The 24,962-nt window shown below is 74.6% G+C and carries 27 protein-coding genes; 7 read left to right on the top strand and 20 right to left on the bottom strand.

Annotation, left to right across the window (positions count from 1 at the left end; genetic code table 11):
* The 6 genes from pdxT to pgsA form a co-directional block, all read right to left on the bottom strand.
* Positions 1–606 carry a pyridoxal 5'-phosphate synthase glutaminase subunit PdxT gene (pdxT, locus tag GCE86_RS04730; protein WP_154225789.1) on the bottom strand — a complete coding sequence of 202 codons (606 nt, stop codon included), beginning with the start codon at positions 604–606 and terminating at the stop codon, positions 1–3.
* A 56-nt stretch (positions 607–662) separates the two neighbouring features.
* The gene (pdxS, locus tag GCE86_RS04725) at positions 663–1,580 is read right to left on the bottom strand and encodes a pyridoxal 5'-phosphate synthase lyase subunit PdxS (RefSeq protein WP_148426792.1); all 918 of its coding nucleotides are present in this window, start codon (positions 1,578–1,580) and stop codon (positions 663–665) included.
* 137 nt (positions 1,581–1,717) lie between these two features.
* Positions 1,718–2,221 carry a hypothetical protein gene (locus GCE86_RS04720; protein ID WP_154225788.1) on the bottom strand — a complete coding sequence of 168 codons (504 nt, stop codon included), beginning with the start codon at positions 2,219–2,221 and terminating at the stop codon, positions 1,718–1,720.
* Between the two features lie 83 nt (positions 2,222–2,304).
* Entirely contained in the window at positions 2,305–3,465 is a 1,161-nt protein-coding gene (locus tag GCE86_RS04715; RefSeq protein ID WP_154225787.1) for a glycosyltransferase family 4 protein, read from the bottom strand.
* A gap of 71 nt (positions 3,466–3,536) precedes the next feature.
* Entirely contained in the window at positions 3,537–4,466 is a 930-nt protein-coding gene (locus GCE86_RS04710) for a phosphatidylinositol mannoside acyltransferase (protein ID WP_154225786.1), read from the bottom strand.
* Positions 4,463–5,083, bottom strand: a complete 621-nt coding sequence (gene pgsA / locus GCE86_RS04705; RefSeq protein WP_154225785.1) for a phosphatidylinositol phosphate synthase — start codon at positions 5,081–5,083, stop codon at positions 4,463–4,465. The genes GCE86_RS04710 and pgsA overlap by 4 nt, the downstream gene beginning before the upstream one ends.
* Before the next feature lie 251 nt (positions 5,084–5,334).
* On the opposite strand from pgsA, the gene GCE86_RS04700 reads away from it, so the two are divergent.
* Entirely contained in the window at positions 5,335–7,497 is a 2,163-nt protein-coding gene (locus tag GCE86_RS04700) for an elongation factor G-like protein EF-G2 (RefSeq protein WP_154225784.1), read from the top strand.
* A 175-nt stretch (positions 7,498–7,672) separates the two neighbouring features.
* On the opposite strand, the gene GCE86_RS04695 is transcribed toward GCE86_RS04700, so the two are convergent.
* The 4 genes from GCE86_RS04695 to thrS all read right to left on the bottom strand — a co-directional run bounded on the left by GCE86_RS04695 (position 7,673) and on the right by thrS (position 12,544).
* Positions 7,673–8,731: an aldo/keto reductase gene (locus GCE86_RS04695; RefSeq protein ID WP_154225783.1), complete on the bottom strand. Its 1,059-nt coding sequence runs from the start codon at positions 8,729–8,731 to the stop codon at positions 7,673–7,675.
* A 352-nt stretch (positions 8,732–9,083) separates the two neighbouring features.
* On the bottom strand, positions 9,084–9,704 hold the full coding sequence (locus tag GCE86_RS04690; RefSeq protein ID WP_154225782.1) for a CG0192-related protein: 621 nt from the start codon (positions 9,702–9,704) through the stop codon (positions 9,084–9,086).
* Positions 9,705–9,893: 189 nt separating this feature from the next.
* On the bottom strand, positions 9,894–10,457 hold the full coding sequence (locus tag GCE86_RS04685) for an HIT family protein (RefSeq protein WP_154225781.1): 564 nt from the start codon (positions 10,455–10,457) through the stop codon (positions 9,894–9,896).
* Positions 10,458–10,519: 62 nt separating this feature from the next.
* A complete protein-coding gene (gene thrS, locus GCE86_RS04680; protein WP_154225780.1) occupies positions 10,520–12,544 on the bottom strand; it encodes a threonine--tRNA ligase in 2,025 nt (674 codons plus the stop codon).
* Between the two features lie 203 nt (positions 12,545–12,747).
* Here thrS and GCE86_RS04675 point away from each other — a divergent pair, with 203 nt between their 5' ends.
* A complete protein-coding gene (locus GCE86_RS04675) occupies positions 12,748–13,611 on the top strand; it encodes a DUF1775 domain-containing protein (RefSeq protein ID WP_154225779.1) in 864 nt (287 codons plus the stop codon).
* Positions 13,612–13,704: 93 nt separating this feature from the next.
* On the opposite strand, the gene GCE86_RS04670 is transcribed toward GCE86_RS04675, so the two are convergent.
* Complete coding sequence (locus GCE86_RS04670) at positions 13,705–14,631, bottom strand: ADP-ribosylglycohydrolase family protein (RefSeq protein WP_154225778.1); 927 nt, start codon at positions 14,629–14,631, stop codon at positions 13,705–13,707.
* A gap of 73 nt (positions 14,632–14,704) precedes the next feature.
* Here GCE86_RS04670 and GCE86_RS04665 point away from each other — a divergent pair, with 73 nt between their 5' ends.
* The 3 genes from GCE86_RS04665 (at position 14,705) to GCE86_RS04655 (ending at position 17,325) form a co-directional block, all read left to right on the top strand.
* A complete protein-coding gene (locus GCE86_RS04665) occupies positions 14,705–15,394 on the top strand; it encodes a response regulator transcription factor (RefSeq protein WP_089155714.1) in 690 nt (229 codons plus the stop codon).
* A gap of 29 nt (positions 15,395–15,423) precedes the next feature.
* The gene (locus tag GCE86_RS04660) at positions 15,424–16,812 is read left to right on the top strand and encodes a HAMP domain-containing sensor histidine kinase (RefSeq protein ID WP_154230332.1); all 1,389 of its coding nucleotides are present in this window, start codon (positions 15,424–15,426) and stop codon (positions 16,810–16,812) included.
* Positions 16,813–17,049: 237 nt separating this feature from the next.
* A complete protein-coding gene (locus tag GCE86_RS04655) occupies positions 17,050–17,325 on the top strand; it encodes a hypothetical protein (protein ID WP_154225777.1) in 276 nt (91 codons plus the stop codon).
* Here the strand turns inward: GCE86_RS04655 and GCE86_RS04650 are convergent.
* Positions 17,282–18,307 (bottom strand): adenosine deaminase, encoded by a 1,026-nt coding sequence (locus tag GCE86_RS04650; protein WP_154225776.1) that lies wholly within the window; start codon positions 18,305–18,307, stop codon positions 17,282–17,284. The two genes, GCE86_RS04655 and GCE86_RS04650, sit on opposite strands and share 44 nt — an antisense overlap.
* Complete coding sequence (locus GCE86_RS04645) at positions 18,304–19,131, bottom strand: trans-aconitate 2-methyltransferase (protein WP_154225775.1); 828 nt, start codon at positions 19,129–19,131, stop codon at positions 18,304–18,306. Before GCE86_RS04645 ends, GCE86_RS04650 begins: the two co-directional genes overlap by 4 nt.
* Before the next feature lie 85 nt (positions 19,132–19,216).
* On the opposite strand from GCE86_RS04645, the gene GCE86_RS04640 reads away from it, so the two are divergent.
* Positions 19,217–20,200, top strand: a complete 984-nt coding sequence (locus GCE86_RS04640; RefSeq protein ID WP_154225774.1) for an aldo/keto reductase — start codon at positions 19,217–19,219, stop codon at positions 20,198–20,200.
* 91 nt (positions 20,201–20,291) lie between these two features.
* On the top strand, positions 20,292–20,489 hold the full coding sequence (locus GCE86_RS04635; RefSeq protein ID WP_154225773.1) for a hypothetical protein: 198 nt from the start codon (positions 20,292–20,294) through the stop codon (positions 20,487–20,489).
* A 91-nt stretch (positions 20,490–20,580) separates the two neighbouring features.
* On the opposite strand, the gene GCE86_RS04630 is transcribed toward GCE86_RS04635, so the two are convergent.
* From GCE86_RS04630 to GCE86_RS04600, 7 genes are all read right to left on the bottom strand, one after another.
* The gene (locus GCE86_RS04630) at positions 20,581–20,784 is read right to left on the bottom strand and encodes a cold-shock protein (RefSeq protein WP_007075740.1); all 204 of its coding nucleotides are present in this window, start codon (positions 20,782–20,784) and stop codon (positions 20,581–20,583) included.
* A gap of 288 nt (positions 20,785–21,072) precedes the next feature.
* A complete protein-coding gene (locus GCE86_RS04625; RefSeq protein WP_154225772.1) occupies positions 21,073–21,345 on the bottom strand; it encodes a DUF4235 domain-containing protein in 273 nt (90 codons plus the stop codon).
* Entirely contained in the window at positions 21,342–21,683 is a 342-nt protein-coding gene (locus GCE86_RS04620; RefSeq protein ID WP_154225771.1) for a DUF3618 domain-containing protein, read from the bottom strand. The genes GCE86_RS04625 and GCE86_RS04620 overlap by 4 nt, the downstream gene beginning before the upstream one ends.
* On the bottom strand, positions 21,680–22,114 hold the full coding sequence (locus GCE86_RS04615) for a phage holin family protein (protein WP_154225770.1): 435 nt from the start codon (positions 22,112–22,114) through the stop codon (positions 21,680–21,682). The genes GCE86_RS04620 and GCE86_RS04615 overlap by 4 nt, the downstream gene beginning before the upstream one ends.
* A 311-nt stretch (positions 22,115–22,425) precedes the next feature.
* Positions 22,426–23,622: a mechanosensitive ion channel family protein gene (locus GCE86_RS04610; protein WP_154225769.1), complete on the bottom strand. Its 1,197-nt coding sequence runs from the start codon at positions 23,620–23,622 to the stop codon at positions 22,426–22,428.
* Between the two features lie 78 nt (positions 23,623–23,700).
* On the bottom strand, positions 23,701–24,522 hold the full coding sequence (locus GCE86_RS04605; RefSeq protein ID WP_154225768.1) for a DUF1206 domain-containing protein: 822 nt from the start codon (positions 24,520–24,522) through the stop codon (positions 23,701–23,703).
* A 63-nt stretch (positions 24,523–24,585) separates the two neighbouring features.
* Positions 24,586–24,951 (bottom strand): hypothetical protein, encoded by a 366-nt coding sequence (locus tag GCE86_RS04600; protein WP_154225767.1) that lies wholly within the window; start codon positions 24,949–24,951, stop codon positions 24,586–24,588.
* Positions 24,952–24,962: the final 11 nt, after the last annotated feature.

The following is a 24,962-nucleotide window of genomic DNA, read 5'->3' as shown; positions in this document are numbered from 1 at the left end:
TCAGGCGGCGGCGCGGACCAGGTCCACGAAGTAGCGGTGCAGCCGCAGGTCGCCGGTGAGTTCCGGGTGGAACGAGGTGGCCAGCAGGTGCCCCTGCCGCACGGCGACGATCCGGCCGGCGGCCGGCCCGTCCGTGACCCGGCCGAGCACCTCGACGCCCGCGCCGACCCGCTCGACCCAGGGGGCCCGGATGAAGACCGCGTGGAACGGCTCCCCCTCGACCCCGGTGATCTCCACGGGCGCCTCGAACGAGTCGACCTGCCGGCCGAACGCGTTGCGCCGGACGGTCATCTCGATGCCGGCGAAGCCGCGCTGGTCGGGGCGGCCGTCGAGCACCTCGGCGGCCAGCATGATCATGCCGGCGCAGGACCCGTAGACCGGCATGCCGCCGGCGATCCGCTTGTCGATCGGCTCGCGCATCTCGAAGATGTCGGCGAGCTTGCTCATGGTGGTCGACTCGCCGCCCGGGATCACCAGGCCGTCGACCTCGTCCAGTTCAGCCGGGCGGCGCACCGGACGGGCGTCCGCGCCGGCCCCGGCCAGGGCGGCAAGGTGCTCGCGTACGTCGCCCTGGAGGGCGAGCACACCGATGACGGGTGCGGTCACCTCTCGCTCCTCTCGCTCGTCGGACGGGGCCCGGCCCGGGCCCCGTTCGGTCGCCGTCACCAGCCGCGCTCGGCCAGCCGGTGCGGCTGCGGGATCTCGTCGACGTTGATGCCGACCATCGCCTCGCCCAGCCCGCGGGAGACCTTGGCCAGCACGTCCGGATCGTCGTGGAAGGTGGTGGCCTTCACGATCGCGGCGGCGCGCTGGGCCGGGTTGCCCGACTTGAAGATGCCCGAGCCGACGAAGACGCCCTCGGCGCCGAGCTGCATCATCATGGCCGCGTCCGCCGGGGTGGCGATGCCGCCCGCGGTGAACAGCACGACGGGCAGCTTCCCGGTCTCGGCGACCTCCTTGACCAGCTCGTACGGCGCCTGGAGCTCCTTGGCGGCCACGAACAGCTCGTCGGTGGGCAGGGACTGGAGCCGGCGGATCTCCTTGCGGATCTTCCGCATGTGGGTGGTGGCGTTGGAGACGTCGCCGGTGCCGGCCTCACCCTTCGAGCGGATCATGGCGGCGCCCTCGGTGATCCGGCGCAGCGCCTCGCCCAGGTTGGTCGCGCCGCAGACGAAGGGCACGGTGAAGGCCCACTTGTCGATGTGGTTCTCGTAGTCGGCGGGGGTCAGCACCTCGGACTCGTCGACGTAGTCGACGCCGAGGGCCTGGAGGACCTGCGCCTCGACGAAGTGGCCGATCCGGGCCTTGGCCATCACGGGGATGGAGACGGCGTTGATGATGCCGTCGATCATGTCCGGGTCGCTCATCCGGGAGACGCCGCCCTGGGCGCGGATGTCGGCGGGCACCCGCTCCAGCGCCATGACGGCGACGGCGCCGGCGTCCTCGGCGATCTTGGCCTGCTCGGGGGTGACCACGTCCATGATCACGCCGCCCTTGAGCATCTCGGCCATGCCCCGCTTGACGCGGGCGGTGCCGACGACCGGGTTGGCGTTGGTGTTCGGGGAGGTGGATTCGGGCACGGGTCATCGCTCCTTGGACGGGCTCGGGGGTGGCTGCCAGAAGGCTACGACGGGGTCAACGCCGGTCCGACAGCCAATCAGACCCCCGGTGGCCTGCTCTGTGGCCGCCGTCACCGGGGCCGGGTCACCGCCCCCGCTCAGCCGGTGGTGACGTCGGCCCGCGGGGTGAGCGTCGGGTCGTCGACGTCGAAGTAGCGGGGCCACTCCCGGCCGCGCCCCATCCGGAGCAGGCGCACCAGCGGGCGGCCCCGGGCCGCCCGGGCGTCGCGGACCAGGTCGGTGTGCACCTGCCGGGCCAGGGCAAGCCGCCGGCTGGCCGCGATCACCGCCTCGCAGGCCGGGTCCTCGGGATCCAGCTCGACCGCGCGCAGCTGGCGGGTGAGGTCGTTCTCCGCGGCCTCCCGCTCCTCGCCCACGGCATCCAGGGCGATCCGGGCGGCCGAGTACAGCTCCACGCCGTAGCGCTGCTCGGCCAGCACCGCGGCGGCGGCCGCGCGGCGCAGCAGGTGCGCGTCGAGGGCCCGGGCCGCCGACTCCGCGCGGGCCTGCAGGCGCTCGACCCGGCCGGCGGTCCAGATGAGGTACGCCGAGACCAGCCCGAGCACCAGCGCCGCGCCCACCACCCACCACATGCCCGGCATCGTAGTGCTGCTCCTCATCCCGCCCGGCCGGTGCGGGGCACCGGCCGACGCGCTCGTCACAGCGGCCCCACCGGCCACCGGGTTCAGCCCAGCCCCGCCCATTCCTGGTCCATGACCCGGCCGTCGGTGGCTTCGATCGCCGCTGCGTATACCTCCAGAACCCGGCGGGCAACCACGGGCCAGTCGAAATTCGCCACCACCTGGTCGCCGCAGGCGGTCAGCGCGGCCCGCTGCCCGCCGTCGTCGAGCAGCTCGGCCAGGGCGGTACGCAGGGCGGCCGCGTCCCCGGTCGGGAAGAGCCGGCCGGCCCGCCCGCCGTCCAGCACCCGGCGGAACGCGTCCAGGTCGCTGGCCACCACGGTGGTGCCGGCGGCGAGCGCCTCGGTGAGGATCATCCCGAAGGACTCCCCGCCGGTGTTCGGTGCGACGTAGAGGTGCAGGCTGCGCAGCATGCGAGGTTTGTCCGCCTCGGAGACCAGGCCCAGGAAGGTGACCCGGTCCCGCAGGTCGGCCGGGAACTGGTCGTAGAGGTCGTCGGCGTCGCCCGGCCCGGCGACCAGCAGCCGCAGCCCGGGCCGGTGCGGGGCCAGCGCGACGAAGGCGTCCCGCAGGATCGGGAAGCCCTTGCGCGGCTCCGTGAACCGGCCCAGGAAGCCGAGCGTCCCGCCGCTGCCCGGCGGGCACTCCCCCGGCCAGCCCGGCAGCGGCTCGACGCCCGCGAACTTCGCCACCGCCACGCCGTTGGGGATCTCCACGGCGCCGCCGTCCATGTGCTCCACCTGGACCTTGCGGGCCAGGGCGCTCACCGCGATCCGGGCGGTGATCCGCTCCAGCAGGATCTGGAGCACCCCCTGGGCGGCGGAGAGCACCCGCGAACGGGTCATCGCCGTGTGGAAGGTGGCCACCACCGGGCCCCGGGCGCAGAGCACCGCCAGCATCGACAGGCTGGGGGTGAGCGGCTCGTGCACGTGCAGCACGTCGAAGTCGCCGCGGGTGATCCAGCGGCGCACCCGGGCCGTCGAGACCGGGCCGAAGGCGATCCGGGCGACCGAGCCGTTGTACGGCAGCGGCACCGCCCGGCCGGCCGACACCACGTACGGCGGCAGCGGCGAGTCCTCGTCGGCCGGGGCCAGCACGCTCACCTCGTGGCCGAGCCCGAGCAGCGCCTCGGCCAGGTCCATGACGTGGTTCTGCACCCCGCCCGGGACGTCGAAGGAGTACGGGCACACGATGCCGATACGCACGTCAATGCCCTTCGTTCGCGACTGCGGGGCTCCGCTGCGCTGCGCTCCTCGCGCTCACCGCAGCCCCTTCCTCAGATCGTCCCGGTGGTGGCCGCCGGCTGCGACAGCGTGCCGTCGGTGCCCTGGTCCAGCCACATCCGCTGCAACATGTGCCAGTCTTCCGGATGCCGGGCGATGCCCGCCGCAAGACGGTCGGCAATCCGCTGGGTCACCGCGCGCACCCGGGCGTCCAGCGGGGCGCTGTCCGGATCGGGCAGCTCCAGCGGGCCCTCGATGGCGGCGTGGGCGCGGTCCGGCGTGTACCACAGCGAGGCCACGTAGAGCGGCGCGCCGGTGCGGATGGCCAACAGGGCGGGCCCGGGCGGCATCCGGGTGCGGCCGCCGAAGAACTCCACCTCCACGCCCCGGGCGGAGAGGTCCCGGTCGGCGAGCAGCGGCACCACTGCCCCCGCCCGCACCCGGTCCAGCAGCACGTCGAACGCCGGCCGGTCGCCACCGGAGGTGGGCAGGATCTCCATGCCGAGGCTCTGCCGGAAGGCGAGGAAACGCTTGTAGAGGCCCTCCGGCCTGAGCCGCTCGGCGACCGTGGTGATCGGCCAGCCGGTGGCGGCCACCCAGGCGCCGGCCGCGTCCCAGTTGCCCGAGTGCGGCAGCGCGACCACCGCGCCCCGGCCGGCCGCCACGTCGGCGGCGAGCTTCTCCTGGCCGTCCAGGTGGAAGCCGGCGAGGATCTCCGGCCGGCTCAGGCTGGGCAGCCGGAACGCCTCCAGCCAGTACCGGGCGTACGACCGCAGGCCGGCACGGACCAGCGCGTTCAGCTCCGCCTCGGGCAGGTCGGGGCCGACCACCCGGCGCAGGTTGGCGCGCAGCCGCCGCGTACCCCGGCCGTTGCTCCGGTGGGCGCGGTCGGCGCCCGCCCGGAAGGCGGCGGCGACCACGGGCCGGGGCAACGCCCGGACCAGGCGCCACCCGGCGACGTAGCCCGCCTCGGTGAGGTTCACTCCCGGCCGGCCAGCTGCGCCTGCCGGTACACGTGGGCCATCCGCTGCCCGACCGTGAAGATCGAGACGGCGGCGAGCAGCCAGAGCGCGATCTCCAGGGCCGGGCCGACGCCGAGGCCGGTGAGCAGGCCGCCCACCCCGACGATCAACAGCCGCTCGGTGCGCTCGGCGATGCCCACGTTGCAGGTCATCCCGAGGCCCTCGGCGCGGGCCTTCACGTAGGAGACCAGGCCACCGGCGGCCAGGCAGAGCAGTGCGGCGGCCACGCCCGACTGGTCGTGCCGGCTGGCCAGCCAGTAGGCGACCGCGCCGAAGACCGCGCTGTCGGCGATCCGGTCCATGCTCGAGTCGAGGAAGGCGCCGAACCGGGTGGAGCCGCCGCTCATCCGGGCCATCGTGCCGTCGAGCAGGTCGGTGAGCGCGAAGACCGTCACGATCAGCGCACCGGCGACGAGGTGACCGCGGGCACCGAAGCCGAGCGCACCGACGAGCACGCCGGCCGTCCCGGTCACCGTGACCGCGTTGGGGGACACACCGGCGCGGAGCAGACCGCGCGCGATCGGCTCCACGACGCGGGTCATCCCCGCGCGGGCCGACACTTGGAAGATCTTCGCCATGGCGGTCCCACGATAACGGCCGGCAGCGGCCGGGAACACAGCCGGTCGTCCCGACCCGCCAGGCGCTCTTGTGCCGGCCCGGTTACGGGTGTGAGATCGAGCGTGGAAGGTGAGCCAGCTCACCGGATCACCCGTCCGCCCACCCGTCGTCCAGGAGATCACCGGAAGATATCGCCGCGGTGCCCGCCCGGGCCGCTTCCCCGTCGCGCGCGGCGGTCGCCACCACCACCGGTTGAGGGAGGTGCGCCGCGATGGCGCAGAAGAATCAGGAGAAGGGTGTCACCGGCGGCGCGCCGGTGGTGACCGAGCCCGGCAGGGTTCGCAACGTGGTGCTCGTCGGGCACTCCGGAGCGGGCAAGACGACGCTGGTCGAGGCGCTGCTCGCCGCCAGCGGCACGATCGGCCGCGCCGGCAGCGTCACCGAGGGCACCACCGTCTGCGACCACGATCCCGCCGCCGTGCGCCAGCAGCGCTCGGTGAGCCTGGCCTGCGCCCCGCTGCTGCACCGCGACGTCAAGGTCAACCTCCTGGACACCCCCGGGTACGGCGACTTCGTCGGCGAGCTGCGCGCCGGGCTGCGGGCCGCCGACGCGGCGCTGTTCGTGGTCTCCGCCGTCGACGGCATGGACGCCGCCACCGCCGCCCTCTGGGAGGAGTGCGCGGCCGTCGACATGCCCCGCGCCGTCGCGGTGACCCGGCTCGACCACCCGCGCGCCGACTTCGACGAGGCCGTGGCGCTCTGCCAGCGGGTCTTCGGCGACAACGTGCTCCCCCTCTACCTGCCGATGCTGGGCGACGACGGCGAGTCGGTCGCCGGCCTCATGGGGCTCATCACGCGGCGGGTCTTCGACTACTCCCAGGGCCTGCCGGCCGCGGTGCGCGAGCCGGACCCGGAGCACCTGCCGGCCATCCTCGAGTCCCGCAACGAGCTCATCGAGGGGGTCATCGCGGAGAGCGAGGACGAGACCCTCATGGACCGCTACCTCGGCGGCGAGGAGATCGACACCGAGGTGCTCATCACCGACCTGGAGACGGCGGTCGCCCGCGGCCACTTCTACCCGGTGGTGCCGGTCTGCGCCGAGACCGGCGTCGGCCTGGACGCGCTGCTGGACGGCCTGGTGGCCGCGTTCCCGTCGCCGCTGGAGCACGAGCTGCCCGCGGTCACCGGGGTCGACGGCTCGCCCCGGCCGCCGCTGGCCTGCGACCCGGACGGGCCGCTGGTCGCCGAGGTGGTCAAGACGACCGTGGACCGGCACGTCGGCCGGGTCTCCCTGGTGCGCGTCTTCTCCGGCACGCTCCGCCCCGATCAGGTGGTCCACGTGTCCGGCCATGGCATGGCCGAGCGCGGTCACCCCGACCACGACGCCGACGAGCGGGTCGGCCACATCTACAGCCCGCTCGGCGCGACGCTGCGCGAGGTGCCCATGGCGGTGGCCGGCGACATCTGCGCGATCACCAAGTCGGGCAGCGCGGAGACCGGCGACACCATCTCCGCCAAGGAGGAGCCGCTGCTCATCGCTCCGTGGGAGATGCCGGAGCCGCTGCTGCCGGTGGCCATCGTGGCGAAGAGCCGGGCCGACGAGGACGCCCTCGCCCGCAACCTGGCCCGGCTGGTCGCCGGCGACCCGACGCTGCGGCTGGACCGCAACGCCGAGACCCACCAACTGGTGCTGTGGTGCATGGGCGAGGCGCACGCCGACGTGGTGCTCGACCGGCTGCGCGCCGGCGGGGTGGAGCTGGAGACCGAGCCGGTGCGGGTGGCGCTGCGCGAGACGTTCACGGCCGCCGCCAAGGGTCACGGCCGGCACGTCAAGCAGTCCGGCGGCCACGGCCAGTACGCGGTCTGCGACATCGAGGTGACGCCGCTGCCCCGGGGCGCCGGCTTCGAGTTCGTGGACAAGGTGGTCGGCGGCGCGGTGCCGCACAACTACATCCCCTCGGTGGAGAAGGGCGTCCGGGCGCAGATGGAACGCGGCCTCGTCGGCGGCTACCCGGTGGTGGACCTGCGGGTGACCCTGTTCGACGGCAAGGCGCACAGCGTCGACTCCTCCGACGCGGCGTTCCAGACCGCCGGCGCGCTCGCCCTGCGGGACGCCGCCGAGAAGGGACAGCCGACGCTGCTGGAGCCGGTCGACGAGATCACCGTACGGGTGCCCGACGCGTCGGTGGGCGCCGTGATGGGCGACCTGTCCGGCCGGCGCGGCCGCGTGCTCGGCACCGAGCCGGACCCGGAGGCCGAGGGCCGCACGCTGGTCCGCGCCGAGGTCCCCGCCACCGAACTGCTGCGGTACGCGGTCGAGCTGCGCTCGATGACCGCCGGCACCGGCACCTTCCGCCGCGAGTTCGCCCGCTACGAGCCGATGCCCGCCCACCTGGCCGAGCAGGTCCGAAAGGAAGCCGTCACCCGGTCCTGACCGGCGCGACGTCCCCCCGCGATCCCCGCACGCACCCGCACCCACCCGCGTCGATCATGGAGTTGTGGTTCCCGGTCCACCCGATTGAGACCGTTTTCGGCGGTGCCACAACTCCATGATCGACGGGGCGCGGGCGCGGGGTGCGGGGCGCGGGGGCGCGGGGCGCCCGGCGCGGTCAGGGGCGGGCGGCGGGGACGGGCGGCATGGGCCAGTGCGGTCGGTCGGCGTCGCGCAGGGCGGCCGCGCGCAGGGCGGCGAGCTGCCGCTCCACCTCGGCGAACTGGTCGGGGGCGAGCGGGCCGCGGTCCAGCGCGGCGGCGTTCTCCTCCACCTGGGCGACCGTGCGGGCGCCCGGGATCGGCACGGCCCGGCCGCTGCGCGCCCAGATCCAGCCGAGCGCGCCCTGCGCGAGGGTCCGGCCGTCGGCGGTCAGCGCGCCGCGGACGGCGGCGACCCGGCGCAGCCACTCCGGGGCGGGCCGGCCGCTGCGGAACCACTCCAGCCAGTTCGGGGCGGTGCCGCGCACGTCGTCGCGGGGCAGCGTGGACTCCGGGGTGTACTTGCCGGTGAGCAGCCCCATCCCGAGCGGCCCCCGGGCCAGGCTGGCCAGGTCGTGCTTCTCGCAGACGGCCAGCATGGCCGGGGCGTCCCGCAGCACCGACAGGCCGTGCTGCACGGCGGCGGCGCTCCGGACCACCTGCGCGAAGGCGGCGGCCCGGTCGGCCCGGTCGGTGCTCCAGCCGTACGCCCGGACGAGCCCGTCGGCGACCAGGTCCTCCAGGGCGCCGATCAGCGCCTCGGCCCGGGGCACCGGCAGGTCGGCGAGGTGCAGCTGGTAGAGGTCGATGCGGTCGGTGTCCAGCCGGCGCAGCGAGTCGACGACCGCCCGCCGCAGGTACTCCGGCGAGGCGTCCTCCCCGGTGGCCTGCCGGGTCCGCTCGTCGAAGGTGTAGCCCCATTTGGTGGCGATCACCGCCTCGTCACGCCGGCCGGCGAGGGCCCGCCCGAGGATCCGCTCGCCGTGCCCGGCGCCGTACGTGTCGGCGGTGTCGAAAAGGGTCACCCCGAGGTCGAGGGCACGGCGGACCGCCCGGATCGACTCGTCGTCGTCCACGGCGCCCCAGCCCAGCGGCCGGGAACCCTCGGCCCACGGGCCGCCGATCGCCCAGCAGCCCATGCCCAGGGCGCTGACCGCGATGCCGCTGCGGCCCAACGGCCGCGTGCTGACTGCCATCGCCGCATCCTGCCACCTTCCCGGGACCCGTGGGCGGCGTCCTCACCCCGGGTGCCGAGCCGACCGGCGCACGGTCAGCAGCCGCCGGCCCGCCCGGTTGTCCGGCGCTTCGGCCGCCCGGCCACCCGGTTGTCCGGTGGCCCGGCGGCCCGGTTGTCCGGCGCCCCCCCGGCAGCCTTGGCGACCCGGCGACCCGGCGACCCGGCGACCCGGCGACCCGGCGACCCGGCAGCCCGGCGACCCGGCAGCCCAGCGGCCCGGCGACCCTCAGCCCGGCGGCCCGGCGACCCAGCGACCCGGCGACCCGGCAGCCCAGCGGCCCGGCGGCCCGGCGACCCGGCAGCCCGGCCGGTCAGCGGACGTAGGCCAGCAGCACCGGGTCAACCTGCCCGGCCCAGGAGCCGGTCAGCCGGGCCGCCGCCGACGCGTCGGCCGGGGCCGGTCGGCGGACCAGGGCCAGCTCCGCGCCACCGGCGCGGATCAGCGTCGGGTCGCCGTCGACCACCTCGTCGACCAGGTCGAACGCCGGTGCGGTGTCGGCCCGGCCGCCGGTCAGGGTCACGCTCGGGGCGCGCACCTCGCGCCGGCCGTCAACCTCGAAGTACTCCTCCGCCTGTCCGGCGTCGGCGAGGACGGCGGCGGCCAGCGCCGGCGGGTAGACCGGGTCGCCGGAGGCGTCGTAGACCCAGCGCGGGCCGAGCACGGAGTGGTCGGTGGTGCCGACCAGCCACCGCTCGGCGCCGGCCAGCGGCGCGGCCCGGTAGGTGAGCGGCACCTGGAGCACCGGCCCGTCCCCGGCCCGGACCAGGATGGTCTCGATGCCGACCTCGCCGGCCGGGTCGTCGAACCGGTAGGACGCCACGCGGGTGGCCTCCGCCCCCGGGGTGCCGGCGAACCAGGGCCGGCCGGGCAGCCAGGTGGTGAGCAGGTCGAGCTTCGAGGGGCGCAGTTCCGCGCGGTGCAGCAGGGCCATGCGCAAGATCGTACTGTCGGGGCCGCGCCGCCGGTGCGACCGGCGTCGGCGGGGCCGCCCGGCGGGCCGTGAACCGGGCCCGGACGTCGGCGACCCAGGTGCGCGCCACGCAGGCCAAGCGCCACGCAGACCCAGCGCCACGCAGGCCCGGCGCCACGCAGACCCAGCGCCACGCAGGCCCGGCGCCGGTCAGGCCGGCCAGGCCTTGGCCAGCAGGTCCCGGGTGTCGGCGAGCAGCTGCGGCAGCACCTTGGTACGGCCGATGACCGGCATGAAATTAGCGTCGCCGCCCCAGCGCGGCACCACATGCTGGTGCAGGTGCGCGGCGATGCCCGCGCCGGCCACGCCGCCCTGGTTCATGCCCAGGTTGAAGCCGTGCGCGTTGGAGACGTGCCGGACCACCCGCATGGCGTCCTTGGTGAACGCGGCCAGCTCGGCGGTCTCCGGCGCGTCCAGCTCGGTGTAGTCGGCCACGTGCCGGTACGGGCACACCAGCAGGTGCCCGGGGTTGTAGGGGTAGAGGTTGAGCACCGCGTAGACGTGCTCGCCCCGGGCCACCACCAGGCTCTCGTCGGGCGGCAGGCCGGGGGCGAGGCAGAACGGGCAGCCGGCCGGCTTCTCGTACCCGCCGGCGGGCCGGTCCTCGCCGGAGATGTAGGTCATCCGGTGCGGCGTCCACAGCCGCTCCAGCCCGTCCGCCAGACCGTTGTCGCCGCCGTCGCCGCCGTCGAAGTGCCGTTCCGCCCCAGTCACACGCCGATCCTACGGTCACCGTGGCGGGTCCGGCCTGGCCGGCCGGACCCGCGACGGGGCGCTCAGGTGTTGGGCGTGCCCTCGGCCGACGGGCCGGAGTTGGTGCGGGACTCGGCGACCTCCCGCACGTGGGCCACCGCCTCCTCGATCGGCACGCCGTTGCGCTGCGACCCGTCCCGGTAGCGGAACGAGACCGTGCCGGCGGCCACGTCGTCGTCACCGGCGATGACCATGAACGGGATCTTCTGCTGCTGCGCGTTGCGGATCTTCTTCTGCATCCGGTCGTCGCCCGCGTCGACCTCGGCGCGGATGCCCTTGCGGCGCAGGGTGGTGACGAAGTCCTGGAGGTAGTCGGTGTGGTCCTCGCGGATCGGGATGCCGACCACCTGCACCGGGGCGAGCCAGGCCGGGAACGCGCCCGCGTAGTGCTCGGTTAGCACGCCGATGAACCGCTCGATCGACCCGAACTTCGCGCAGTGGATCATCACGGGCTGCTGCCGCGTGCCGTCGGCCGCCTGGTACTCCAGCCCGAAGCCCTTCGGCTGGTTGAAGTCGTACTGGATGGTCGACAGCTGCCAGGTGCGGCCGATAGCGTCCTTGGCCTGCACCGAGATCTTCGGGCCGTAGAAGGCCGCGCCGCCCGGATCCGGCACCAGGTCCAGCCCGGTCTCCCTGGCGCACTGCTCCAGCACCGCGGTGGCCGTCGCCCAGTCCTCGTCGGAGCCGACGAACTTGTCGAGCCGGGCCTCGTCGCGGGTCGACAGCTCCAGGTAGAAGTCGTCGATGCCGAAGTCCTTCAGCAGGCTCAGCACGAAGTTGAGCAGGTGCTTGATCTCGGCCGGCGCCTGCTCGCGGGTGCAGTAGGAGTGCGAGTCGTCCTGGGTCAGCCCGCGCACCCGGGTCAGCCCGTGCACCACGCCCGACTTCTCGTACCGGTAGACCGACCCGAACTCGAACAGCCGCATCGGCAGCTCGCGGTAGGACCGCCCGCGCGACCGGTAGATCAGGTTGTGCATGGGGCAGTTCATGGCCTTGAGGTAGTAGTCCGCGCCCTCGAGCTCCATGGGCGGGTACATGCCGTCGGCGTAGTAGGGCAGGTGGCCCGAGGTGTGGAAGAGCCCTTCCTTCGAGATGTGCGGGGTCCCGACGTACTGGAAGCCCTCCTCGATGTGCCGGGTGCGGACGTAGTCCTCCATGACCCGCTTGAGCACGCCACCCTTCGGGTGGAAGACCGCCAGGCCGGAGCCGATCTCGTCGGGGAAGCTGAACAGGTCCAGGTCCGCGCCGAGCTTGCGGTGGTCGCGCCGGGCGGCCTCCTCCAGCAACCGCAGGTACGCCTTCAGCTCGTCCCGGGTCGGCCACGCGGTGCCGTAGACCCGCTGGAGCTGCGGGTTCTTCTCCGAGCCCCGCCAGTAGGCGGCGGCCGAGCGCATCAGCTTGAACGCGCCGATGAGCCGGGTGTTCGGCAGGTGCGGGCCGCGGCACAGGTCCGACCAGCAGACCTTGTCCTCGTTGGCGGCGAGGTTGTCGTAGATGGTCAGCTCGCCGCCGCCCACCTCCATCACCTCGGAGGAGTCCAGCCCCTCGCCCTTGACCTCGATGAGCTCCATCTTGAACGGCTCGGCGGCCAGTTCGCCGCGCGCCTCGTCCAGGCTGTTGAAGCGGCGCCGGCGGAACCGCTGGCCGGACTTGACGATCTCCTGCATCCGCTTCTCGAGCTTGGCCAGGTCGTCCGGCTGGAACGGCTTGGCCACCTGGAAGTCGTAGTAGAAGCCGTTCTCGATGGGCGGGCCGATGCCGAGCTTGGCCTCGGGGAACACGTCCTGCACGGCCTGGGCCAGCACGTGCGCGGTGGAGTGGCGCAGCACGTTCAGCCCGTCCGGGCTGTCCAGGGCGACCGGCTCGACCGCGGTCTCCTCGGCCGGCTTCCAGTCCAGGTCGCGCAGCACGCCCTGCGGGTCGCGGACCACCACGATCGCCTTCGGACCGTTCATCGGCAGCCCGGCCGCGGCCACCGCGTCGGCCGCCGTCGACCCGGCGGCGACGACGACGGGGTCGGCCACGATCGGGGTACGGGGTGCGGACACGGTGACTCCTGTCGTCGACGGGTTCGGATGTGCCGGGTACCGGCCCCTGCGATGCTATCGGTCGCCCCGGCCCGCACCGTCGGCGACGCCGCGCTCGCCCCGGCGATCAGTTCCGTCCCGGGTTGAACCTTTCCGCCCCCGCGCCCGAACTACCGGGTGGGGCCGGAGCCGGACCGGCCGCGTCGACACGGATGGGGACGACCATGACCATGACCCGTCGGGGCCGGTGGTGGGCGATCGCGCTGCTGGCCGCCGTGGCCGGCGGCACGCTGGGCTGGCCCGGCGCCGCGAGCGCCGCCGAGGTGACCGTCACGACCTCCCCCGCCCAGGTGCACCAGGGCGACGCCATCGAGCTGGCCGTCGTGCTGCCCGAGGAGCGGGCCGGCAGCCGGACCAGCCGGATCGAGCTGCGGATGCCCACGGACGCCCCGATCGGCGAGGTCTACCCGCTCTCCGTGCCGGACTGGGCGCCGTCCATCACCACCCGCACCCTCGACCAGCCGGTCGCCGGCATCCACTCCTCCGAGCTGAACCAGGTGACCGACGCGGTGACCTGGATCCGGATGCCCGGCGGCTCCACCGGGCCGGCCCGGCTCTCGCTCGGCATGGGCCCGATGCCGGCCACCGACAAGCTCACCTTCACGGTGATCCAGACCTACGCCGACGGCACGGTGGTCCGCTGGGCCGACCCACCCGGCGGCGCCCACCCCGCCCCGACGGTCGCCCTGCTGCCCCCGCCGCCGGGCGCCGCCGCGCACGGCGGCCCGGCCGCAGAGGCGCCCGGCCACGCCGGCCACGGGGACCCGGCCGCCGAGGCGCCGGCGGCGGCCGCACCGCCTCGACCCGCCGATGACGGGCCGAGCGCGGACCTCCTGCTGGGCGGCGGGCTGCTCGCGGGGCTGGCCGGCGGCGCGGCGCTCGGCTGGCTGCTCAGCCGCCGCCGGCGCGACACCCTGACCTTCCCGCCCGACACCCCTGTCGCGCCCGACGACGACGAGGACCCACCGGGCGAACCGCGCCCCGCCGCCGTCGAAACAGCACCCCTCAGCTCCGTCGCCTCCCGCTGAGCGCTCCACGCGATCTTGGCGACTTACCGTTCGTCACGGACGACAACTCTCCACGATCCGAAACCCGCGCGGCCGGCGGGACGCCCGGGGCGGTCAGGCGGGGGCGGTGAGCCAGGGCGGGAGGGGTTCGCGGGCGGCGAGCCAGCCGTCCGGCACGCCACCGGGGGTGCCGACGCCCGTGTGGGCGGCCACCACGCCGCCGACGATCGCCGCCGTGGTGTCGACGTCCCCGCCCGCCTCCACGCAGGCGCGGATCGCGGCCGGGTAGTCGTGCAGGTGGGTGGCGGCGACCCAGAGCGTGAAGGGGACGGTGTCCTGCGCGGTCACCCGGGAGCCGTTGCCCAGCGCCTCGGCCACCTCACGGGCCGGGTGGCCGAGCAGCGCGGCGGCCCGGCGTACGCCCCGGTGCACCTCGCCGGCCGGGTCGAGGGCGCCGGCCACCACGGTGAGCAGGCGGGCCGGGTCGGGCCGGTCCCCGTCGAGCCGGGCCCGGGCGGCCAGCGAGGCGGCCACCGCCACGGCGACCGCACCGGCGATCCCCTCGGGGTGGGCGTGGGTCACCTCGGCGGAGGCGCGAGCCTGGTCGGCGGCCCGCCGGGTGGAGTCGGCGTACCAGGCGCCGAGCGGGGCCACCCGCATGGCGGCGCCGTTGCCGCAGGAGCCCTGCCCGTCGAACGCGGACGCGGCGGCCACCGGCCACGGCGTGCCGGCGCGGATCAGTTCGAGCAGTTCCACGGCGCCGGCGCCGTAACGGCGGGCCGGGTCGTAGTGCGCCGCGAAGGCGAGCGCGAGGGCGTCCCGGTCGACCCGGCCGTGCGCGGCGAGCACGGTGAGCACCGAGCAGGCCATCTCGGTGTCGTCGCTCCACGGCCACGGGCCGGGCGGCAGCGCGTCGGCCCAGGCGGCGGTGGCGCGGCCCGGGACGAAGAACCGCGCGCCGAGCGCGTCGCCGACCGACAGCCCCGCCAGCGAGTCGCGCGCCAGCGTCAGGCGGGTGTCGGGGAAGAGAGTGAACGTCATCGTCGTCCCAGCTTGCCCGGTTCCCAGGAGCGCCGCAACGCGATCAACTTGCCACGCCGAGTACGGTGCTGACGTGGCAACGGTCCTCCTGGTCGAAGACGATCACGTCGTCCGCGGCGCGATGCTGCGGTCCCTGACCGACCGGGGCCACGCCGTGCACGCCGTCGGCACGGCGCTGGACGCGCTGCGCCGGGTCGCCGCCGAGACCCCCGACCTCGTGGTGCTCGACCTCGGCCTGCCCGACCTGGACGGCTCCGACGCGCTGCGGATGCTGCGCGGGATCACCGACGTGCCGATCATCATCGCGACCGCGCGCGACGACGAGCAGTCGGTGGTCCGGCTGCTCCGCGCGGGCGCCGACGACTACATGGTCAAGCCGTTCACGGGCGCCCACCTGGACGCCCGCATCACCACCGTGCTGCGCCGGGCGGGCCGGGCCAGCCGGACCGTCCAGCCGGCCGTGCACACGGTCGGCGGCCTGCGGGTCGACGTCGGTGAGCGCAGCGCGGTGCTGGACGGTGAGCCGCTGGCCCTGACCCGCAAGGAATTCGACCTGCTGGCGTATCTCGCCGCACGTCCCGGCCGGGTAGTGTCCCGGCGGGAACTCTTGGAGGAGGTATGGCGGCAGCCCTCGGTCGGCGAGGACCAGACCATCGACGTTCACCTCTACTGGCTGCGCCGCAAAATGGGCGAGTCCGCGGCGAAGCCGCGCTACCTGCGCACCGTGCGGGGGGTCGGCTTCCGGCTGGTGGCGCCGGACTGAGGCCGGTGCTGGCCTGGCTCACGGCCGGCATGTGCAGCCTCGTCGCGCTCGCCTTCCTCATCCCGCTCGGGATCACCCTGTCCGACCAGGCCCGCGAGGAGAAGCTGGCCGACGCGGCCCGGCGCAGCGCGCTGGTCACCGGGGCGCTCGCCGTCAGCACCGATCCGGAGATCGTCCGGCGGGCCGTGGCGGCCAGCGGCGACGACCCGGCGCTGCGGCCCGTCGTACACGGGATCGGGCTCGACGAGGGCGCGGGCCGTGCCGACGCGGCGGCGCTGGACCGGGCGGCCGCCGAGCGGCGCTCGGTGGTCACCGACGTGCCCGGCGGCGTCCTCCGGCTGGACCCGGTGGTGCTCGGCGACCGGGTCGCCGTGGTGGAGGTCTTCGTCCCCGACGAGGTGCTCGACGAGGGCGCCGGCGGGCGGTGGCTGCTGCTGCTCGCCGTGGCGGGGGCGCTGGTCGGCGCCGCCGTGATCGTGGTCGACCGGGTGGCCGCCCGGGCCGTCGACGCGACGGGCGAGCTGGTGAAGGCGGCCCTCGCGGTCGGCGACGGTGAGCTGGGCGTCCGGGTCGAGCCGACCGGGCCGCGGGAGCTGGCCGAGGCCGGGCACGCGTTCAACCGGATGGCGGAGCGGCTGGTCGCGCTCCGCGCCGACGAGCGGGAACTCGTCGCCGACCTGTCGCACCGGCTGCGGACGCCGCTGACCGCGCTGCGGCTGGACGCCGAGGCCCTGGAGTCCGACGACACCAGCATCGGCACGTTCAGCGAGGCGGAGCTGGACCGCCGCCGCGGCATCCGGCGGATCCGGCAGGCCATCGTGACGCTGGAGGGCGAGGTCGACCAGCTGATCACGACCACCCGCAAGGCGGTCAGCCAGGAGACCGGGCCGGCGACCTGCGATGTCAGCGAAGTGGTCCGGGACCGGATGGTCTTCTGGTCGGCCCTCGCGGGCGACCAGAACCGGCCGTACCGGGTGGTCGGCGCGCAGCTGCGGATCCCCGCGCCGGTGCCCCGGGCCGAGCTGGCCGCGGCGCTGGACGCGGTGATCGGCAACGTCTTCCGCTACACCCCGCAGGGCACCGCGTTCGAGGTGGCGGTGAGCCGGCGGGACGGCTGGGTGGCGATCCGGATCGACGACGCCGGGCCGGGCATCACCGACCCGGACCGGGCGCTGCGGCGCGGCGCCAGCGACCAGGGCTCCACCGGGCTGGGGCTGGACATCGCGAAGCGGGTCGCGTTGCAGGCCAACGGCTCGGTGAGCATCGACCGGGCCCGGCTCGGCGGGGCGAGCGTGGTGATGCTGCTGGCCGATCCGGAGGCGACGCCCCGGCAGGTCAACCGCTTCGGCCTGGTCGGCCGGATGGCGCGCGACGCCCGGGAGCCGAAGGCCGGCCGGCGCTGGCCGCGCCCGCGCTGAAACCGGTGGTTGTGGGCCGCCGCAAGTCTTCCTTAGGAGTGGATTAACGACGGCGCCGGCGTCCTGCCGTGCTGTCAGGATCAGGACCGAACCCATCAGTTCCGTCGGCCGGGACGCCCCGTAAGACTCCGGTCGGCGGAGCAGTGCGCGCGGCGGGAGTTCGGTCCCCCCACACCTCGCTCCCGCCGCGCGCCGCTTCTCCCCGTCGTGCCGCACCCCGGGCGTGAGGTGACCGTGATGACGCCACCCCTGAGCCGCCTGCTCCGCTGGGCCGCCGTGATCGGCCTCGGCGTCGCCCTCACGCTCGCCGCCTGGCAGGACCCGGTCCTCGCGGACGGCCCCGACCGGTCCGCCGACGACCTGCCCACGACCGCCGTCGCCGTGGCCGCTGCGGTCGGCTTCGGGCTGGCCCTGGCGGGGCGGCGCCGGCCGCTGCGGGTGTCCCGGCGGCCGGTGCCGTCCCGTCCGCTCAGCGCGTCGCGGCCGCGAGGTACGCGTCGATCTCGCCGCTGATCCGGGCCTGCTCCCCCGGCTCCAGGAACGCGGCGGTAACCGCGTTCCGGGCCAGTGCCGCCACCCCGGCCGGGTCGAGGCGCAGCAGGCGGGCCGCCACGGCGTACTCGTCGTTGAGCGTGGTGCCGAACATGGGCGGGTCGTCGGAGTTGACGGTGACCAGCACGCCGGCCTCGACGAGCTGCGGCAGCGGGTGCTCCTCGATGGTCGCCACGGCCCGGGTGCGCACGTTCGAGGTGGGGCAGACCTCGAGGGGGATCCGCCGCTCGGCCAGGTGGGCGAGCAGCGCCGGGTCGAGGGCCGCGGAGATGCCGTGCCCGATCCGCTCGGCACCCAGCTCGCGCAGCGCGTCCCAGACGGTCTCCGGGCCGGTGGTCTCGCCGGCGTGCGGCACCGAGCGCAGGCCGGCCGCCCGGGCCTGGTCGAAGTACGGCTTGAACTGCGGCCGCGGCACCCCGATCTCCGGGCCGCCCAGGCCGAAGCTGATGAGCCCGTCCGGCCGCTCGTCGAGGGCGATGCGCAGGGTCTGCTCGGCGGCCGGCAGGCCGGCCTCACCGGGGATGTCGAAGCACCAGCGCAGCGCGATGCCGAAGTCGGCCTCGGCCCGCTTGCGGGCGTCCTCGATCGCCTCGCAGAACGCCGGCGCGGGGATGCCCCGGTGTACGTGGGAGTACGGCGTGACGGTCAGCTCGGCGTACCGGACCTGCTGGCGGGCCAGCTCGCGGGCCACCTCGTGGGTGAGCAGCCAGACGTCGTCGGCGTCGCGGATCAGGTCCACCACGCTCAGGTAGACCTCGATGAAGTGGGCGAAGTCGCGGAACGCGAAGTAGTCGGCGAGCGCCTCCGGGTCGGCCGGGACGGGGCTGCGCCCCTCGTGCCGGGCGGCCAGCTCGGCCACGATCCGGGGCGAGGCGGAGCCGACGTGGTGCACGTGCAGCTCCACCTTGGGCAGTCCGGCGATGAAGGTGGGCAGGTCGGTCACGGGTTCTCCTCTGCGCGGGCGCCGGTGCGGGCCACCACGAAGATCCGGCGGAACGGGAAGTACACCTGACCCTGCCGGACCGGGTACGCCTCGGCGAGGCGTACCTCCAGCTCGGCGCGGAAGTCGGCCCAGCCGGCGGCGTCGAGCGCGGCGCGGACCGGGCGCAGCGCCGTCCCCTCCATCCAGGCCAGCACCGGGTGGTCGGCGCTGGCGGCCGGGAGCAGGTGCACGTAGGTAGTCTCCCAGGCGTCGACGGCGCAGCCGGCACCGACCAGCAGCGCGGCGTAGTCCACCGGCTCCTCGACCGGCGCCTCGCGCAGCAGCGGGGCGAGGGTGTCCCGCCACCGGTCCCGCCCGGCCACCTCGCGCAGCGCCCGGTGTGACGGGGCGGCGAAGTTGCCCGGCACCTGGAAGGCCAGCCAGGCGCCCGCCGGCAGCGCGCCGGCCCAGCCGGTGAGCAGTTCCTGATGGCCGGGCACCCACTGGAGCACCGCGTTGCACACGACCACGTCGACGTCGGGCTCCGGACGCCAGTCGCGCACGTCGCCGACGGAGAAGGCGACCGGCTCGGCCACCACGCCGGCCCCGGCCAGGCTGCGGACCCGGGTCAGGGCGCGGGCCCGTGCGATCATCTCGGCGGAGGAGTCCAGGCCGGCGATCCGGCTGTCCGGCCAGCGGCCGGCGAGGCTCGCGGTCAGGGTGCCCGGGCCGCAGCCCAGGTCGACGACCGCGCGGGGCCGCTCCGCCGGGACCCGGGCCACGAGGTCGTGGAAGGGCCGGGAACGTTCGTCGCCGTAGCGCAGATAGGTGCTCGGGTCCCACATGGCCGCCTCCAAACCGTACGTACGTCTTGTTGGGAAGATACGGCCCGGCGAGCGTCCCGGCAAGCGGCTCACTAGGCTCGACCGGGTGGAACAGCGCAGCTTCGACCGGCTCGGCCGGCACGTCGGCATCATCGGACTCGGCGCCTGGCAGCTGGGCGCGGACTGGGGCGAGGTGAGCGAGGACGCCGCACTCGACGTGCTGGGCGCCGCCGTCGACGCGGGTGTCACCTTCCTGGACACCGCCGACGTCTACGGCGACGGCCGCAGCGAGCAGCTCATCGGCCGGTTCCTGCGGGAGCACCCCGGGCACGGCCTGACGGTGGCCACCAAGATGGGCCGGCGGGTGCCGCAGACGCCCGAGGCGTACACCCTGGACAACTTCCGGGCCTGGACCGACCGGTCCCGGGCCAACCTGGGCGTGGACACCCTCGACCTGGTGCAGCTGCACTGCCCGCCCACCGCGGTCTTCGCCGACGACCGGGTCTTCGACGCGCTGGACACCCTGGTCGCCGAAGAGCGCATCGCCGGGTACGGCGTCAGCGTCGAGACCTGCGACCAGGCGCTCACCGCGATCGCCCGCCCCGGCGTGGCCAGCGTGCAGATCATCCTCAACGCGGTGCGGCACAAGCCGCTGGAGCGGGTGCTGCCCGAGGCCGCGAAGGCCGGGGTCGGCATCATCGCCCGGGTGCCCCTGGCCAGCGGCCTGCTCTCCGGCCGGTACGACGAGCACACCACCTTCCCGGCGAACGACCACCGGAACTTCAACCGGCACGGCGAGTCCTTCGACGTCGGCGAGACCTTCTCCGGTGTCGACTACGACCTCGGCCTGTCCGCCGTGCGCCGGCTCGCGCCGCTGGTCGGCGAGGGCCGGACGATGGCCCAGTTCGCGCTCCGCTGGATCCTCGACCAGCCCGGTGTCACCGTGGTCATCCCGGGTGCCCGCAACGCCGAGCAGGCCCGGCGCAACGCCGCCGCGGCCGCGCTGCCGCCGCTGACCGAGGTGGAACTGGCCGCCGTGCGCGCCACCTACGACGAGCTGATCCGGCCGCAGGTGCACGACCGGTGGTGAGCCCGGACCGGCGGCCCGTCGGCGCGGCGTCGCCGCGAGCCGGCGCCCGCGGCCATGCTGGAGCGGGGCGCACGTCGGCGGAGGGGGAGCGATGAGGGGCTGGTTCCGGCTCACCGTGGGGTTGCTGGCCGTCGTGCTCGGTGCACTGTGGACCGTGACGGGCCTGGGCTACGTCGACGGCAGCGTCATGACCGACCAGCGGATCTGGGCGGCCGCCGGTCCGGCGCTCGTCCTCATCGGACTCGTCGCGCTGTGGTTCGGCATGCGGGCCCGGCGCCGGCGCGGCTGAGCACCGGGAGTCCACACGCGGAAAAGCCCCGCCTCCCGGAAGGGACGCGGGGCTTCTACGCACCGGCCGGCGCGGCCGGTGCTCCGACAGCTCAGATGGGGCGGACCTGCTCGGCCTGCGGACCCTTCTGACCCTGGGCGATCTCGAACTCCACCCGCTGGTTCTCCTCCAGCGTGCGGTAGCCGCTGGTCTGGATGGCCGAGAAGTGGACGAACACGTCAGCACCCCCGCCGTCGACGGTGATGAAGCCGAAGCCCTTGTCAGCGTTGAACCACTTCACGGTTCCCTGCGCCATGTGTATCTCCTTCTAAAACTGGCGGCCGAGCACGCCGTGCGGCCGATTGGCCGTTTTCGAGCAGCGGCGCCTGAGGCGGCCCCCATCGAAGGAGACTTCTCTCAACCCACGCGTCTCTCAACAGCGTGAGACAGCAAACCACGTACGCAAAAACTTCGCACAGCCTACCCGACGAAATTCTCCGACATGTGACCTGACGGTTGCGGCAGATCCACTGGCCGGCCCGGTCGGGCCATGCGAAAGGCCCCTGTTCCGGAGGCGGAAAAGGGGCCTTTCGTGCGTATGGAATCAGTCGGGCCAGCGGCCGGTGAGCCGGCGTACGCCGACCGCCCCGCCACGGTCCACAGCGGCGCGGACCACCGCGAAGATCGCGCCCTGCAACGCCGCGGCGGCGAGGATCTCGCCCCAGCGGCGGTCCTCGTCGGTGGCGCTCGGCGCCTCGCCGTCGCCGGCCGTGATCTTCCAGACCTGCCGGAAGATGACCCCGGCCACGGTGCCGGCCGCCAGACCCATCAGCACCCCGACGGGCTTGTACGCGGCCTTGCCGATCCTGTTGCTCACCTGCGCCTCCCCCGGACGATCAGCAGCACCACCGCGGTGGCCACGGCGCCGGCCGCGACGGCCGCCCACGGCACCGGGCTGCGCCCGACCGCGCCGCCCTTGTCGTACGCCTGCGCCCGGACCAGCCGGGCCTTCTGCGCCGCCTGCCCGCGCACCCGGGCCACGGTCAGCGCCGCCTGCTGGCGCATCCGCACCTTCGCCTGCTCGGCGGAGTGCCGCACCAGCGCCTTGACGTCGGCCCTGGCGGCCAGCAGTTCCATCGTCTCGCCCAGTTCCACCCGGGTCCGGCGGATCTCCTCCCGGAGCGCCGCCACGTCCCCGGTCCCGTTGCCGGTCATGCCCGCCTCCCGTCCTTCACCGCGGCGGTGACGGTGTCCACGTCCGCCCGGACGCTGCGGACCGTCGCCTCCGGCACCGGCGGGACGGCACGGCTGACCTGCTTCTTGCCGACGAGCGCCAGGATGCCGGCGAGCAGGAAGAGCGCGACCGCCACGATCAGCGCGGCCAGCCACGCCGGCATGACCAGATCCAGCAGCAGGATCACCGTGGCGACCAGCGCCCCGGCGCCGTAGAGGGCCATCACCCCGCCGCCGCCGAACAGACCGATCCCGATCCCGGCGTGCTTGCCCTTCTGGGTCAGTTCCGCCCGGGCCAGCGCCAGCTCGTCCCGCACCAGGCGGGTGACCTGTTCGGTGGCCCGCTGCACCAGCTCCGCGGTGGACGGCTCGTGCCCGTTCCGGGACGCGCTGCGACTCGCGACGTCAGCCATGCTGTCCTCCTTTCATCATCACCGCGCTGTATGCCCGGAGTCGCCGCCCGTCAATCCTGCGCGGAGCGGCCGGTCGGCCCGGCCGCGCACCCTCGCCTCGCCCGGCCGCCGGGCGGCGGCCGGATCCGGGGCGTGCGCAGCAGGTCCCCCGGATAACGCCGGTCAAACGCGACCGGCCTGATCGACCCGGGCCGCAGGGCGTCCGGCAGGTGCAACGGGCCGGCGGGGCCGGAGGTCACGAGCGGGCCGGCCGACGCGCGGAGCCCCCGGCGCCGCGGGGGCGGCCGGGGGCTCCGGACGGGGGTACGGGGTCAGCGGCGGACGTCGGCGTGCTCCTCCCGGCCGACGAACGCCTCGCTGCGGGCCTCGCCGTCGTCGCTGCCGCCGAAGACCCGCGCGTCGTCCGGGACCTCGGTGTCGGTCCGCCGGCGGGCCGGGCGGCGCGGCGGCACCGCCTGCCAGGGCAGGGAGCCGCCGGTGTCGCCCACCTCGGCGCGCAGCCGGGGCAGGGCGGCGGGACGCTGGTCGCGTACCCAGGCGACCAGGTGCTCGCGCACGAGGCAGCGCAGGTCCCAGAGGCTGCCCGCGTCGGCGGCGCTGACCAGGGCCCGGACCTTGACCATGCCGCCGGTCGCGTCGGTCACCTGGAGCACGCACACCCGGCCGTCCCAGAGCTCGGTGCCCTCGCACAGCCGCCGCAGCTCCTCCCGCATGGCCTGCACGGGGATGGCCCAGTCCAGGTCGAACTCGGCGGTGCCGAGCACGGCGGCCTCGGTCCGGGTCCAGTTCTGGAAGGGGGTGCTCGTGAAGTACGAGGTGGGCAGGATGAGCCGCCGGTCGTCCCAGACCTGCACCACCACGTAGCTGAGGGTCAGCTCCTCGATGCGGCCCCACTCCCCCTCGACCACCACCACGTCGTCGAGGCGGACGGCGTCGCTGAAGGCGAGCTGGAGGCCGGCGAAGACGTTGCCCAGCAGGCTCTGCGCGGCCAGGGCGGCGACCACACCGACCACACCGGCGCTGGTCAGCACGCCGGCGCCGATGCCGCGGACGGCGGGGAAGGTCATCAGCATGACGCCGAGGGCGAGCACCACGATGACCGCGATGGTCAGCCGGCGCAGCAGCACCACCTGGGTACGCACCCGCCGGGCGTGGCGGTTGTTCGGCACGTCCACCCGGAACCGGGCGAGCGCGGTGTCCTCCGCCACCACCAGCAGCGAGGCCACCAGCCAGGCGGTCGCGGCGATGAGGGCGAGCACCAGGGCGTGCAGGACGACCTGCCGCCACGGGCTGCCCACGGCGTACAGGGTGGTGAACCGGACAGCGAGCTGCACGGCGAGCACGGTGGCGGCCACCTGGAACGAGCGGTGCGAGTGCTCGGTCAGCTCGGTCATCAGCAGCGAGCGCCGGCCGAGCCGGCGGGTGGCCCGGTGCACCACCTCGACCAGCAACAGCGCGACCGCCGCCGCGGCGAGCGCGGCGGCGGCGGTCACGAGGTAGGTCTGCACGTTCTCTACTCTCCCTCCGGCCGGGCGGGAATCGGGCAAAGGCCCAATGGTGCCCGGACTACCGCGTATCGACCAGGCTCACACCCGGCGGTAGCGCGACTGGAAGAAGCAGTAGACGCCGAAGGCGGCGATACCGAGGGCCATGAGCGCCAGCAGCACCGGCCCGTACGACTGGTCCCGGAGGGTACGCAGGGCGGCGTCCAGGCCGCGGGCCTTCTCGGGGTCGTACTTCACGGCGGCGGTCACGATCAGCAGGCCGGCGATGGCGAAGACCGCGCCCCGGGCGGCGTAGCCGGCCATGCCGAGGCGGCGGGTCAGGGTGTGCGTCTTCGGGCTCATCTCACCGGTCTTCAGGTTGCGCTCGAACTTCTTCTTGAGCCCGTAGATCACCATGCCGATGCCGACCGCGGCGAGCACGAGACCGGCCAGCCCGACGAGCCACCGGCCGCCGTCGGAGGCCATCAGCTTCTCGGTGAACTGCTGCTGCTGGTCCGCGGCGTTGCTGCTGGCGTCCTGGAAGACCTTGATGGCGGTCCAGCCCAGCCAGACGAAGACGATCACGCGGACCACGGAGGCGATCCGCTCGAAGAGCTTCTCCTTGCCGCGCAGGAAGCGGTGGCCGATGACCGCCTCGAACGCCTGCCAGATCGCCATGGCGAAGAGCCCGACGGCGACGGCGACGAGGAGGAACTTGCCCAGCGGCTGGGCGCCCAGGGTGCGCAGGGCGCCGTTCTGGTTGCCCTCCTCCCCCGACTTGCCGAAGGCGATCTGCACGGCAAGCCAGGCGAACAGGAGGTGCACGATCCCGTAGCCGATGAAACCGGCCCGGGTCAACAGTTCGAGCCACCTGCTGTTCGCGGCCTGGGCGGCGGTGGCTCCGGCGTTCCGGGTGAGAGACATGGCGCCTCAATCTCCCGGTGCGAAGATTTCCAAACGTCGGCCGCCGCCGCCCGGCCCCCGCGATCAGCTGTTCGGGTCGCGCGCCACCCGGATGACGACCTGCTGGTCGGTGACGCTGTCCAGGGTCACCGAGAAGCCGCCGGCCTGGGCGGCCTGCTGGCCGACGGTGAGCGAGAGCTGCTCACCGGCCACCTCGACGGTGACCTGGTCGCCCTCGGCGCCGACCAGCTTCGCCTCGACCCCGAGGATGGTGGCGCTGGCCTCGACGCCCCGGTCGAAGGTGACGGTGCACGCGTCCAGGCCGCAGTCGGTGGAGGCGTTCTGCGAGCTGCAACCGGCCAGCAGCGCGGCGCCGAGCGCGAGGCCGGCCAGCAGGCCGGCGGCCCGGCGGATGGGGGTCAGCGAGGGGGAAACGCGTCGGTTCGTCACCCGGCCAAGGG

The organism is Micromonospora terminaliae (assembly GCF_009671205.1).
GTDB classification, from domain to species: Bacteria; Actinomycetota; Actinomycetes; order Mycobacteriales; family Micromonosporaceae; genus Micromonospora; species Micromonospora terminaliae.
Note: the sequence above shows the minus strand (reverse complement) of the source record. Positions and strands in the feature narration are given on the sequence as shown.